Source organism: Streptomyces mexicanus (assembly GCF_902506575.1).
Classification (GTDB): Bacteria; Actinomycetota; Actinomycetes; order Streptomycetales; family Streptomycetaceae; genus Streptomyces; species Streptomyces mexicanus.
Genome location: NZ_LR732544.1, coordinates 3,542,059 through 3,554,953, shown reverse-complemented (window position 1 = coordinate 3,554,953; position 12,895 = coordinate 3,542,059). Strand labels below are relative to the sequence as shown.

Sequence of the window (12,895 nt, the reverse complement as noted above, 5' to 3'; positions counted from 1 at the left end):
GCGTGGACAAGGACGTGCCTCCGGAGGACCTGCGGGACGGGCGGTGGGCGTCGTCCTCGGCGGTGCGGGCGGCACCACCGGGCGGCTGCGGGATCTGCCGGCCGGTTTCCGACCGGTCGGCGGCGCTCCCGGCGGGGGAGGCGGGCAAGAGCGGAGATTCTAGGTCCTCGAAGGCGGTGGAGGCCAACGGTTTTTCCGGCCGCCGGCCGGTCCGGCGCGGGCGGCGGGCCGCTTTCCGGCGGGGTCCGGGCTGCTTCCCGGTGATGCCTGGGCTGCTTCCCGGCGGTGTCCGGGCCGCTTCCGGGCGGTGTCCCCTAGGGGGCGCCAACCCGCCCGGTGTAGGGGATGCGCTCCGCCCACGGGGGTACGGGAAGGGCGGCGAGGTTGGCTCCGCAGACCGATGCCGGTGCGGGGTCCCGCGATCCACTCTGGAGGCATGAGCGCAGCACTCTTCCCTCCCGCGTCCGCTGCCCACCCGGCCGACGTCACGGCCGCCCACCGCCAGCACCTTCGCCACGGCCGCCTGGCCGACGCCCTGCACGCCGTCAGGGTGTTCGCGGGCGCCGCGTTCGAGGTCGTCGTCCTCGGGGAGTACGGCGAGGAAGCGGGCATACGCCGCACATGACCTACTAGGGTCGGTCCGTGACAGAACGGACGATGGCCCTCCGGTCGCGCACCGCCCCCGCGCTCGCCCTCCTCGCCGTCTCCTTCACCGCCCTCACGCTCCTGTTCGCCGTCAAGGGCGTGGAGATGCCCGACGCCCTGGTCTACCGGGCCGAGGGCGCGGCCGTCGTGCACGGCCGTGACCTGTACGGCTTCGCGGTCACGGAGGGACGCCTGCCGGCGACGTACCCGCCGTTCGCCGCGCTGCTGTTCGTGCCGACGGCCTGGCTGCCCGATGTGGCGCTGAAGGCGGTGTTCCTCACGGGCAACGCGCTGCTGCTGGCCTGGCTGGTCCACCTCTCCGCCCGCCTCGCCGGCCTCCCCGCCGGGCACCTGGACGGCTGGCCCACCGGCCGCCCTGCCCGCCGTTCCGCCGATCGCCCCGCAGCCTGGGCGGGATGCGGCCCCGGCCTGCCGCTGCTGTGCGCCGCGACGGCCCTGGCCCTGTGGCTGGAGCCGGTCTTCCAGACCTTCGCCTTCGGGCAGATCAACCTGGCCCTGGCCTGCCTGGTCCTGTGGGATCTGACCCGGCCGCCGGGCGCGCGCGGCAGGGGCGCCGGGATCGGCGTGGCGGCGGGGATCAAGCTCACCCCGGGCCTCTTCGTCGTCTACCTGCTGCTGCGCGGGCGCCGCCGCGAGGCGGCCACGGCGCTCGCCGCCTTCGCCGGGACGGTCGCCGTGGGCGGGCTCGTGCTGCCGGCGGCCAGCGTGACCTACTGGACCCGGCTCGTCCTCGACACCGATCGGGTGGGCAAGGCGTGGATCATCGACAACCAGTCCCTGCAGGGCCTGGTCGCCCGGGCCCTGCACACGCAGACGCCCGGCGCGGCCTGGCTGCTCCCGGCGGTCGCCCTCGGCGTGGCGGGCCTGTGGGCCGCGAGCCGGACGGACGAGGAGCGGTGGGGCGTCGTGCTGACGGGCCTGACCGCCCTGCTGGTGTCACCGATCAGCTGGTCCCACCACTGGGTGTGGTGCGTGCCGCTGATCGCCGTGCTGCTGGCGGACGGCCACCGCACCTGGGCGGCCCTGACCGCGCTGTGCTTCACCGCCCGCACGATGTGGTTCGTCCCCCGCGCGGGCGACCTGGACCTGCACCTGCCGTGGTGGCAGCAGCCTCTGGCCGCCCCCTACGCGCTGCTGACCTGCGCCCTGCTGGCGGCGACGGCCGTGCGGCGGCGGGAGGCCCGGCCGCCGGCCCGCCGGCGTGGCCTCAGTTCTCGGCCAGCAGTTCGTCCGCGTCCATGATCCGGTAGGCGTAGCCCTGCTCGGCCAGGAAGCGCTGGCGGTGGGCGGCGAAGTCCTGGTCGATGGTGTCGCGGGCGACCACCGAGTAGAAGTGGGCCTGGTGGCCGTCGGCCTTGGGACGCAGCACCCGGCCCAGGCGCTGGGCCTCCTCCTGGCGGGAGCCGAAGGTGCCCGAGACCTGGATGGCGACCGTCGCCTCCGGCAGGTCGATGGAGAAGTTGGCCACCTTCGACACCACCAGCACGTTGATCTCGCCCGAGCGGAAGGCGTCGAACAGCTTCTCGCGCTGGGCGTTGGACGTCTCGCCCTTGATCACCGGGGCGTTCAGGTGCTCGCCCAGCTCGTCGAGCTGGTCGATGTACTGGCCGATGACGAGGATCTGCTGTCCGGCGAAGCGGCGGACGATGGCCTCGGTGACCTTCCGCTTGGTCGCGGTGGTCGAGCAGAAGCGGTACTTCTCCTCGGCCTCGGCGGTGGCGTAGGCCAGCCGCTCGGAGTCGGTCAGGTTCACCCGGACCTCGACGCAGTCGGCGGGGGCGATGTAGCCCTGCGCCTCGATCTCCTTCCACGGCGCGTCGAACCGCTTCGGCCCGATGAGGGAGAACACATCCGACTCCCGGCCGTCCTCGCGCACCAGGGTCGCGGTCAGGCCGAGCCGCCGCCGCGCCTGCAGGTCGGCGGTGAACTTGAACACGGGCGCGGGCAGCAGGTGCACCTCGTCGTAGACGATCAGGCCCCAGTCCCGGGAGTCGAACAGCTCCAGGTGGGGATAGATCCCCTTCCGCTTCGTCGTCAGCACCTGATAGGTGGCGATGGTGACGGGCCGGATCTCCTTCTTCGTGCCGCTGTACTCGCCGATCTCGTCCTCGGTCAGCGAGGTCCGCTTCACCAGCTCGTGCTTCCACTGCCGGGCGGAGACGGTGTTGGTCACCAGGATCAGCGTCGTGGACTTCGCCTGGGCCATGGACCCGGCGCCGACCAGCGTCTTGCCCGCGCCGCACGGCAGCACCACGACCCCGCTGCCGCCGTGCCAGAAGTTCTCCACGGCCTGCTTCTGGTAGGGCCTGAGCGCCCAGCCGTCCTCGCGCAGCTCGATCGGGTGCGCCTCGCCGTCGACGTACCCGGCCAGGTCCTCGGCGGGCCAGCCCAGCTTCAGCAGCACCTGCTTGATCTGCCCGCGCTCGGAGGGGTGCACGACCACGGTGTCCGCATCGATGCGGGCGCCGACCAGCGGGGCGATCCGCTTGGACTTCAGCACCTCCTCCAGCACCGGCCGGTCGGTGGTGGTCAGCACCAGCCCGTGCGCCGGGTGCTTGGACAGCGTCAGCCGCCCGTAGCGGTCCATCGTCTCGGCGACGTCCACCAGCAGCGCGTGCGGCACCGGATACCGGCTGTACTGCACCAGCGCGTCCACGACCTGCTCGGCGTCGTGCCCGGCCGCCCGGGCGTTCCACAGGCCCAGCGGGGTCACCCGGTAGGTGTGGATGTGCTCCGGCGCCCGCTCCAGCTCGGCGAACGGCGCGATGGCCCGCCGGCAGTCGTCGGCCTGCTCGTGGTCGACTTCCAGCAGCAGGGTTTTGTCGGACTGGACGATGAGGGGACCGTTCACGTGCAGCACACACCCTTTCCACGACGGCCAAACGTCCAGTGTGCCTCAAACCCCGGCGATCACCGTCAGTCCTCCGCCAGCTCCGCCACCCCCGTGATCCGGTGCAGCGGATAGGTCCGCACCTCGTCGGCGGTGTGGTCGTACGCCGTCACGAAGCCGCCCTCGACGCGGATCGGGGCGACGACCCGCTGGCTCGCGGCGCCGTCGGCGTTGACGTAGCCGATCCACACCGCCTCGCCCGTCAGGACCGCCGCCTGCAGGGTGGCCAGGGTCTCCGCGGAACTCGTGCGCGGCAGCTCGCCGGGCGCCACCGGGGCACCGTCGGCCGGCTTGCGCGGGGCGGTGGCGGCCAGGTCGCCGGCGCGGATGGCGCGGATCGCGGCGGACAGCAGCGTGGCGTCCGGGACCGGCGGGCCCTCCGGGACCGGCTCGGGCGGGGTGCGCGGCGGGGTGCGGTGGGAGTCGGCCCGGGTGATCAGCACATCGCCCTGCGCGGACTCGGCGGCCGGGGCGTAGCCCATCGTGCGCAGGCCCTCCAGCAGGGCGGCCGGGTCCGCCTGCGCGGCCAGCACGGTCGGCGCCAGGCGGCGCAGCCCGAGGCCGGTGGAGCGCTTGTCGGCCAGGATCTCGTTCAGCAGCGTCTCGTCGTCGCAGCGCACGTACGCCGAGGCCGCGCCCACCCGCAGGTGGCCGTGCCGGCGGGCCACGTCGTCGATCAGGTACGCCAACGGCTGCGGCACCGGCGTACGGGAGTGCTCGGCGAGGAAGGCGTGCAGGTCGGAGGCGGTCTGCCCGGCGTCCAGGGCGCGGCGGACCGAGGCCGGGGTGAACCGGTACACGGTCGCGCCGCCCTTGGACTCCACGCCCGCGAGCACGTCCAGCATGTCGGCGAGCGGGCGCTGCAACGGCCCGGGCGCCACCGCCGTCAGGTCCGCCTGGAGCAGGACGTGGTCCAGCGGCTCGGGCAGCAGCGGGGCGAGCAGCCGCGCGGCCGTGGCCGCGGCAGCGGCCTGCTCGGCGGGGGAGAGGGCGGGCACCGCAGGCGTGGGGTGGTGGTGGACGGGCAGCTTGTCACCGGGCCCGGAGGGCTCCTCGGCGCTGCGGGGCTGCGGCTGGGGGGCGCCCAGCAGGGCCCGCCCGTGGGTGGACAGCGCGCCGCGCCCGGTGACGCCCAGCAGCTCCGCCTCGGACAGCGTCCACCGGGCGAGCCGGGTGCGCAGGTCGTGCTCCTCGTCGCGCTCGCGCTGCGGGCCGCGCAGCGGGCGCTCCCAGCGCAGCCGGGCCAGCATCGACTCGGCGTTCGGCGCCGCCCCCTCCGGCAGCGCGGCGAGCAGCGACAGCACCCGGTGCCGTACCTCCGGCGCGGCCGAGCGGTCCAGGCCCGGGCCCAGCGCGGACAGCGCACGGTCCTTGGCGTCCCGCCCCCCGACCAGGCCCGGCGTGCGGGTCGCCGCCAGCCAGGTCTGCGCCAGGTGGGCCCACCGTTCGGCGGCGGGCCGCTGCAGCCACTCGTCGTAGGCCGGGGTGGCCGCGTACCGCTCGTCGACCTCGCCGTCGGAGGCCACCAGCCCGGCGGCGTAGGCAAGCTCCACCCAGAAGGCGGCCACCGGCTCGGGCACGTCCAGGGCGACGGCGGTGCGCTTGAGGTCGCGCACGCTCAGGCCGCCGGCGCGCAGCACGGTCGGGCCGCCCTCGTCCCAGTCCTTCAGCAACTCCTCGACGGTGGCCAGCGCCGTGTACGCCTGCCCGGCGGCCGTCGCGTCCACCACCTGGGGACGGTGGGTCGCCGCCGCCGTCACCGCGGGCGGCACCGGCTCGGGCGCGCGGTGCGCGCGGCCCGCGCGCAGGTGCAGCGCCACCTCGCGCGGCAGGACGACCGTGCCCGGCGCGGGGGGCCGCAGCAGCCCCCGGTCGAGCAGCAGCCGCAGCCGGGGCGCCGGGTCGGCGGTGACCTGCCCGTACGGCGGGCCCCACACCAGCCGTTCCAGCACCTCCAGGGAGTCCGCCGGGAGCCCGGCGAGCAGCGCGGACAGCCGGTCCCGGTCGGTGAACAGCTCCGTCAGCGCGGCCACCGCGGAGACGGAGTCGTGCGTCGAGGGCAGCCCGGCGGTGGCCAGGATCTCCTGGATCCGCCCCGGCGACATGCCGGCCGTCGCCTCCTTGACCGTCGGGCCGAGCCCGGTCGGCGAGGGGTGCTGCGGGGAGGGGGCGAGCAGTTCGCGGGCGGTGCGCACCAGCCGCAGCCGGTCGTCGGCGCCCCACACCAGCGCCTGCGTGCGCAGGGTGCCCAGGGCGCGGGGCAGGGCGGCCTCGACCGCCGGGTCCCCGGCGTCCCCGGCCATCAGGCCGAGCAGTTCGCCGTACGTCGCCGGATCACCGGCCACCGCCAGCGCCTGAGCCGTCTGCAACGCGAACCGGTCCAGCCGCTCCAGCGCCCGCACCACCGACGCCCGGGTCCCGGCACGGGTGGCCAGCTGGGTCAGGTCGGTGGGGACCGGAGTGATGAGGTCGGGGCGGCTGCGCAGGAGCGCGGCCAGGGCGGCGTCGTCCCGCGCGCGCAGCGCCTCCGCGAGCGAGCGGGGGGCCGCCGCCGGTTCCGCCGGTTTGTCGTCGCTGCTCATCCGACCCACGGTAGCGGGTGGGCACGACCGCGGGGGCGGCTCGGTCGCGGTCGTGCCCACCCGCTACCGTGGTCCCGGAGGTGCCGAAGGACGGCAGGTCGGTGAGGGCCAGCACCGCCCCTGCCAGCCCCAGGCCGAGCGCCCCCCCCCAGGGCCCCCCGCCGGCCGCGCGACCGCCCGCGGCCCCGGCCCCCCGCGCGGCCCCCCCCCCGCCCCCGCCGGCGCGCCCCCCGCCCGCCCCGCCGCCGCCCGCCCCCCCCGGCCCCCCGGCCCCGCGGCCCGCGCGCCCCCCCACGGGGGCACCCGGGCCGGGGCCCCGGGCAGGGCCCGCGCCGTGGTGCCGGTCCCGGCGGCGTCCGCCGCCTCGTCCTCACGCGCCCGCGGCTCCCGCTGCACGGGTACGGCGGTCTCCGGCGGCGGAGGCGGAGGCACCCCCGGCCGCGGCGGAACCCGCCCGTCGCCGCCTCGGACTGCTGCGCCGCCCGGCCGGGAGCATGCGCAATCCCCTGCTGCTGTGCGCGGCCGTGCTGCTGGTGGCCGGGGCGGTGTTCGGCAACTGGTTCGCGCTGCTGCTCGGCTGGGTCATCGCCTACGGCTCACGCCGCCTGAGCCCCGCGGAGACCAAGTGGGCCGTGCTGGGCATGCCCGGCCTGGCCGTCGCGGCCGGGCTCGGGTGGCTGTGGGGCCGCACCACCGGCCGCTGGGGCGACCCCGTCACGCAGGGCCACATGAACGACGCGCTCACCCAGACCTGGCCCTGGGTGGTGCGGGGCGCGGCGGTGGCCTCGGCGCTGTTCCTGGTCTGGCGGTCCCAGCGGCAGCGCTGACGCGGCACCCGAGCCGACGTCCCCCCTCCCCGGCCCCCTGATTCGAGCTGGGGGAGTTCCGGCCCGCGCCGGGCGGTCACGGCCCGCACGGCACAATGGCCCATATGACTTCCCCCGCGCCGACCGTCGGCTTCGACCTCGACATGACCCTCATCGACTCCCGTCCCGGCATCCGCGCCTGCTACCTGGCGCTGTCCGAGCGGACGGGGACGTACGTCGACGCCGACCTGGCCGTCACGCGGCTCGGCCCGCCGCTCAGCGAGGAGCTGGTCAACTGGTTCCCGCCCGAGGAGGTCGAGTCGGTCGCGGACCTGTACCGCGAGCTGTACCCGGCGACCGCCATCGCGCCCACGCTCGCGATGCCCGGCGCCCGGGAGGCGGTCGCGGCCGTGCGGCGGGCCGGCGGGCGGGCGATCGTCGTCACCGCCAAGTTCGAGCCGAACGCCAAGCTGCACCTGGAGCACCTGGGCATCGAGCCGGACGCGGTGATCGGCGGCCTGTGGGCGGAGCAGAAGGCCGAGGCGCTGCGCGAGTACGGCGCCGAGGTGTACGTCGGCGACCACCTCGGGGACGTCCGCGGCGCCCGCGCGGCCGGCGCCCTGTCGGTGGCGGTGGCCACCGGCCCGTGCGGCGAGCCGGAACTGCGTGCGGCCGGCGCGGACGTCGTCCTGGCCGACCTCACCGCTTTCCCGCAATGGTTCGAGGGCTACCTCGGCGACCGGCCGCAGCAGCAGGAAGCCGGCGGGAGCGGCAGCTGACGCCAGGCGCTGACGCACCGACGCCGCGCGCTGACGCGCTCACGTGCGGCAGAGAGCCTGCTAGCGCGAGGCGGCCGGTTGCTCGGTGCCGCCGCGCGCCCGGCGGCGCCCCGCGGCGATCGACCGCAGCACCCCGGCACCCGCGATCAGGAACCCCGCCGCCATGAGCATGCTCAGTCCGTACATGTACGTCGGGAAGGGCTTCGCGCCGAAGAACAGCGGAGCCACCGTGACCAGGGTGGCCACCGTGCCGATGAAGAAGACGATCGCACCGGCGCGGATCAGCCGGTCCCCGGGCTCGGCGGAATTCGTTTGGGTTTTGTCACGCACCGGACCAGGGTAGTTCCCAGCCCGAGGGAACGGCCGGGCGACGTCTTGTCACCGGCCCCAAGACCATTAGCCTGGATACCGGCGGGTCCGCAGCGACCCGCCCCAGTGCTATCAGAGCCGTTTCAAGAAGCAGTTTTCCGACGAGTACGAGGACGAGGACGGACGTGCCCACCGGCAAGGTCAAGTGGTTCAACAGCGAGAAGGGCTTCGGCTTTCTCTCCCGTGACGACGGCGGTGACGTCTTCGTCCACTCCTCGGTCCTGCCCGCCGGAGTGGACACGCTCAAGCCGGGACAGCGCGTGGAGTTCGGCGTGGTCGCCGGACACCGCGGTGACCAGGCCCTTTCCCTGACGCTCCTGGAGCCGGCCCCGTCGGTCGCGGCCGCCCAGCGCAAGAAGCCCGACGAGCTGCTCTCCATCGTGCAGGACCTGACCACGCTGCTGGAGAACGTCGGCCAGACCCTGGAGCGCGGCCGCTACCCGGACAAGGCGGCCGGCAAGAAGGTCGCCGGCCTGCTGCGGGCGGTCGCCGACCAGATGGACGTCTGACCGGCCGGACGCCTCGGAGCAGCCGGATGCCTGGACCGGCCGGACCCGCCCACCGTCGTCCGGCCGGATCCGCTCACCCTCGTCCGGTCGGGTCGGCTCACCGTCGTCCGGTCGGGTCGGCTCACCGTCGTCCGGCCGGGTCGGCCCACCGTCGTGCGGTCGGTCGGGTGACCAGCCGGACCGGTGGCGAGTGCGAGCGATCAACCGGACCGCTGTCGGGTGATCATCCGGGCGGGTGATCACCCGTGCGAGGGGAATCGGGGATCTACGGGAAGTCCAGGGCCTGCGGGCCCAGAGCCGGCAGCAGGCCCTCGGCCGCCGCGCGGGTCAGCAGCCCGCGGATCGCCGCGTAGCCGTCCGCGCCGAGGTCGGCGGTGAACTCGTTGACGTACAGCCCGATGTGCTGGTCGGCGACCGCCGGGTCCATCTCCTGGGCGTGCTCCATGACGTACGGCCGGGAGACCTCGGGGTCGTCCCAGGCCGCGCGGACCGAGGCCCGGATCGCGTCGGCGAGCCGCGTCAGCGTCTCCTCGCCCAGCGACCGCTTGGCGATGATCGCGCCCAGCGGGATCGGCAGGCCGGTGGTGGCCTCCCAGTGCTCGCCCATGTCGGCGAGCTTGTGCAGGCCGTAGTTCTGGTACGTGAAGCGCGCCTCGTGGATCACCAGGCCCGCGTCGACCTTGCCGTCCCGCACGGCCGGCATGATCTCGTGGAACGGCATGACCACGATCTCGCCGACCCCGCCGGGCACGGTGTCCGCGGCCCACAGCCGGAACAGCAGGTACGCCGTCGACTTCTCGCTCGGCACCGCGACCGTACGGCCGCTGAGGTCGGCATCCGGCTCCCGGGTCAGCACCAGCGGCCCGCAGCCCCGGCCCAGCGCGCCGCCGCACGGCAGCAGCGCGTACTCGTCCAGGACGTACGGCAGCACCGCGTACGACACCTTCAGCACGTCGAACTCGCCGCGCTCGGCCATGCCGTTGGTGATGTCGATGTCGGCGAAGGTGACGTCGAGCGCGGGCGCACCGGGGACGCGGCCGTGGGCGAGGGCGTCGAAGACGAAGGTGTCGTTCGGGCAGGGCGAGTAGGCGATCCGCAGCCGCTGCCCGGAGGCGGGCTGCTCGGACCGCTGCTCAGGAGCGGGCTGCTCGGGTGCGGGCTGCTCAAGGTTCTGCGAGGTCATGTGCGTTCCAACTCTCCAGTGCGGGGGCGAGCTTCCCGAAGCCCTCGGTCAGGGCGGCCAGGGCCTCGCCGATGCGCCAGGCGGCGCGGTCGCGGGGGCCGACGGCGTTGGAGACCGCGCGCAGCTCCAGGACGGGCACGTGGTGCGCGGCGGCCGCCTCGGCGACGCCGAACCCCTCCATCGCCTCGGCCAGGGCGCGGGGGTGGCGCCCGCGCAGCGCGGCGGCGCGGGCGGCGGTACCGGTCACGGTCGAGACGGTCAGCACCGTCCCGGGCACCGCGCCGGTCGCGGCCGTGACCGCCCGTACGAGGGGCTCGGGCGGACGGTGGGTGACGGTGCCGAAGCCGAGCTCGGTCACCGGCAGGAAGCCCTCGCCGGTCTCGGCACCCAGGTCGGCCGCGGTGATCTCGTCGGCGACGACGAGGGCCCCCCGGGGCGCGTCGGGCAGGAAGCCGCCCGCGATGCCGGCGGAGACGACGAGGTCGTAAGGGGCGCCGTCGAGCGCGGCGGCGGTCAGGGCGGCGGCGGTGGAGGCGGCGGCGAGGGCGGGGCCGACACCGGCGGCCAGGAGATCGAAACGGCCGCCGACGTCCTGCGGTTCACACCGGTCCTGCCGGCCCTGCCGTTCCTGCCGGTCCAGCTGTTCGAGCTGTTCCTGCCGGTCCGGCCGTTCGCGCTCTTCCTGCCGTCCCCGCCGGTCCGGCCGTTCGCGCTCGTCCTGCCGTTCGCGCGGCTCGTTCGTGGCCGGTGCGGCGATGCGGTGCAGGGTCGCCGCGGGCAGCCGCACCTCGTGGGCCGGTGTGGCCGGGAACGCCCGTGCCACCGCGTCCCGTTCGGCCGGGACGGCGGTGGCGACGAGGACGCGCGGAAAGGACACCGACGTGGTCAGGAGGCCTTCTCGAGCTTGAAGGACCAGATGCCCGTCACGTCCTTCTCGCCCTCCTTCACGGCGATCCAGGTGGTGTTGCCGCTGGCGCCGTACTGGGCGTTGAAGAAGACGCTGCCCGGAATGGTGCGGTACGTCTTGGTGCTGGAGTCGGTGAGCGGCTGGCCGTTCATCAGGATCGTCCAGCCCTTGTCCGCGATGTCCGGGTCGACACCGAACCGCACGGTTTCGTCGGGGTCGACCTTGATCGAGTGGTCCGACTTCAGGCATTTCGGCAGGTCGGCGGTCTTGAGCGCCTTGCCGTCGTTGTAGCAGGTGGCCTCGGCGTGCACCGAGTCGCCGCCGACGGTGATCGCGGCGACCGGGGTCGGCTTGGAGCAGGCCGACAGGGCGAGCAGTCCGGCGGAAACGGCACCGGCGGCGGCGACGGCGCGGCGGCGTCGCACGGCGGATTGCAGCAAGGTCATGGCCGAAGGCTATCGGGCGTGTCCACACCCCTGCCCACGCGGGGGTACGGCGTGCCGCCGCACCCACCCGGCGGGCACCGCGCCGCGGCGGCCGGCGGCACGTGCAGCGGCCGGCCGGACCGGGCTCGGGGCGGGCTCGGGCCGGGCTCGGGGCGGGCGAGGTCAGACGGCCGTGCCCGGGCGGTCGGGTGCGCCGTGGCGGGCCGAGGCGAGCAGGCCGCGGACCGTCGACAGCCAGCCCGCCGCCACGATCGCGGCGCCCACCGCCAGGCCCAGCAGGCCGTTGAGGGGCAGCACGATGCCGATCGCGCCGCCCAGCACCCAGGACATCTGCAGCAGCGTCTCGGAGCGCGCGAACGCCGAGGTGCGCACCAACTCGGGCACGTCCCGCTGGATCAGCGCGTCCAGGGACAGCTTGGCCAGCGCCTGCCCGAACCCGGCGACCGCCGCCAGACACGCCACCAGGAACGCGCCGAAGAACACCGCGGCCGTGACCGCCACCCCCAGCACGATCGCCACGACCGTCACGATGATCACCTCCGGCGCCCGCGACCGCAGCCAGGCCCCGACCGCCGTGCCCAGCGCGTTGCCCGCGCCCGCCGCGGCGCCGACCATGCCCAGTGACACCGCCGCGCTCGCGCCGGCCAGCGGATGCTCCCGCAGCAGGAAGGCGAGGAAGAAGATCAGGAAGCCGGACAGGCAGCGCAGGGCCGCGTTGGCCGCCAGGGCGTGCGTGACGGCCGTGCCCACCGTCCGCAGCCCCGGCCGCTTGGCACCCTCCCGCCGCGGCCCGTGCAGCCGGCCCGTGTCCGCCGCGAGCAGGGCGCGGTCCTCGCCGCGCGCCGAGTCCACCTTGGGCGGCAGGGAGAAGGACAGGAACGTTCCCCCGACGAAGATCACAAAGGCGCCGTACAGCGGCCAGCGCGGCCCGACCAGGTGCAGTCCCGCCCCGACGGGCGCGGCGGCCCCGGTGGCCAGCAACCCGCCGAGCGTCACCCGCGAGTTGGCCTTCACCAGGGAGAAGCGCGGCGGCAGCAGCCGTGGCACGACGGCGCTGCGGACCACCCCGTAGGCCTTGGAGGCCACGAGTACGCCGAGCGCCGCCGGATACAGCTCCAGCCCGCCCCCGGCCGCCGCGCCCGCGATGACCAGGGCGAGCAGCGCCCGGGCGAGCATCGCCGCGGCCATCGCGGCGCGCCGCCCGTGCGGCAGCCGGTCCAGCAGGGGGCCGATGACGGGCGCGAGGACCGTGAAGGGGGCCATGGTGATGGCCAGGTACAGCGCGACCCGGCCGCGGGCCTCGTCGGTGGGCACGGAGAAGAAGACGGTGGAGGCCAGCGCCACGGTGATCATCACGTCACCGGCGCCGTTCACCGCGTGCAGCTCGATCAGCTTGCCCAGCCCCGACTCGCCGGCGCCGTGCGCGTGCGTGGCCCGGCGGATGCCGCGGACCGTTCCCGTCACCGGCAGGCGCAGGGCACGGCCCACCGCGCGGACGGACCCGCCGAACCGGCCCGAACCACTGTCTCGGCTGCCCTCCTCGAACCCCTCGGGCTCGTCGATCCCAGCGGTCTCGGAGGGCGTCCTCCCGGCTGTCACTCCGTCATAGTGCCCCGGAACGGCCCCCGGTAGCGCCATTGCGGCACGGACAAAGCCGCCCGGACACGACAGCGCCACCCGCACGGCCACCCGACCGGGCACTCGTCCGGCCCCCGTGCCGCAATGGCGCTACCGGGGGCCGTTCCGGGGCACTATGAC

Annotated in this window: 12 protein-coding genes; 5 read left to right on the top strand and 7 right to left on the bottom strand. The window is 75.2% G+C overall.

Annotated features, from left to right (window positions below; all coding sequences use genetic code 11):
• The first annotated feature begins 436 nt into the window (after positions 1-436).
• Both GV126_RS15800 and GV126_RS15795 read left to right on the top strand, forming a co-directional pair.
• Positions 437-625, top strand: coding sequence for a hypothetical protein (locus GV126_RS15800; protein ID WP_236570011.1), 189 nt, complete (start codon positions 437-439; stop codon positions 623-625).
• A gap of 32 nt (positions 626-657) precedes the next feature.
• Positions 658-1,908 carry a glycosyltransferase 87 family protein gene (locus GV126_RS15795; protein ID WP_185947356.1) on the top strand — a complete coding sequence of 417 codons (1,251 nt, stop codon included), beginning with the start codon at positions 658-660 and terminating at the stop codon, positions 1,906-1,908.
• Here GV126_RS15795 and GV126_RS15790 read toward each other — a convergent pair.
• A complete protein-coding gene (locus tag GV126_RS15790; protein WP_159667005.1) occupies positions 1,874-3,517 on the bottom strand; it encodes a DNA repair helicase XPB in 1,644 nt (547 codons plus the stop codon). The two genes, GV126_RS15795 and GV126_RS15790, sit on opposite strands and share 35 nt — an antisense overlap.
• A gap of 65 nt (positions 3,518-3,582) precedes the next feature.
• A complete protein-coding gene (locus tag GV126_RS15785; RefSeq protein WP_159667002.1) occupies positions 3,583-6,138 on the bottom strand; it encodes a helicase C-terminal domain-containing protein in 2,556 nt (851 codons plus the stop codon).
• A gap of 494 nt (positions 6,139-6,632) precedes the next feature.
• On the opposite strand from GV126_RS15785, the gene GV126_RS15780 reads away from it, so the two are divergent.
• The gene (locus GV126_RS15780) at positions 6,633-6,965 is read left to right on the top strand and encodes a hypothetical protein (protein WP_236570010.1); all 333 of its coding nucleotides are present in this window, start codon (positions 6,633-6,635) and stop codon (positions 6,963-6,965) included.
• A gap of 95 nt (positions 6,966-7,060) precedes the next feature.
• Positions 7,061-7,723: an HAD family hydrolase gene (locus GV126_RS15775; protein ID WP_159666999.1), complete on the top strand. Its 663-nt coding sequence runs from the start codon at positions 7,061-7,063 to the stop codon at positions 7,721-7,723.
• Positions 7,724-7,783: 60 nt separating this feature from the next.
• Here the strand turns inward: GV126_RS15775 and GV126_RS15770 are convergent, their stop codons facing one another.
• Positions 7,784-8,053, bottom strand: coding sequence for a hypothetical protein (locus GV126_RS15770; protein WP_028421545.1), 270 nt, complete (start codon positions 8,051-8,053; stop codon positions 7,784-7,786).
• Between the two features lie 164 nt (positions 8,054-8,217).
• Here GV126_RS15770 and GV126_RS37300 point away from each other — a divergent pair, with 164 nt between their 5' ends.
• Entirely contained in the window at positions 8,218-8,601 is a 384-nt protein-coding gene (locus GV126_RS37300; protein ID WP_028421546.1) for a cold-shock protein, read from the top strand.
• 265 nt (positions 8,602-8,866) lie between these two features.
• Here the strand turns inward: GV126_RS37300 and GV126_RS15760 are convergent, their stop codons facing one another.
• The 4 genes from GV126_RS15760 to GV126_RS15745 form a co-directional block, all read right to left on the bottom strand.
• Entirely contained in the window at positions 8,867-9,784 is a 918-nt protein-coding gene (locus tag GV126_RS15760) for a 1,4-dihydroxy-6-naphtoate synthase (RefSeq protein WP_236570009.1), read from the bottom strand.
• Positions 9,765-10,607 (bottom strand): futalosine hydrolase, encoded by an 843-nt coding sequence (locus GV126_RS15755; protein ID WP_236570261.1) that lies wholly within the window; start codon positions 10,605-10,607, stop codon positions 9,765-9,767. Before GV126_RS15755 ends, GV126_RS15760 begins: the two co-directional genes overlap by 20 nt.
• A gap of 62 nt (positions 10,608-10,669) precedes the next feature.
• Positions 10,670-11,137: a DUF2771 domain-containing protein gene (locus GV126_RS15750; RefSeq protein WP_159666993.1), complete on the bottom strand. Its 468-nt coding sequence runs from the start codon at positions 11,135-11,137 to the stop codon at positions 10,670-10,672.
• Positions 11,138-11,299: 162 nt separating this feature from the next.
• Positions 11,300-12,736 carry an MFS transporter gene (locus GV126_RS15745; RefSeq protein WP_419796093.1) on the bottom strand — a complete coding sequence of 479 codons (1,437 nt, stop codon included), beginning with the start codon at positions 12,734-12,736 and terminating at the stop codon, positions 11,300-11,302.
• Positions 12,737-12,895 lie beyond the last annotated feature (159 nt).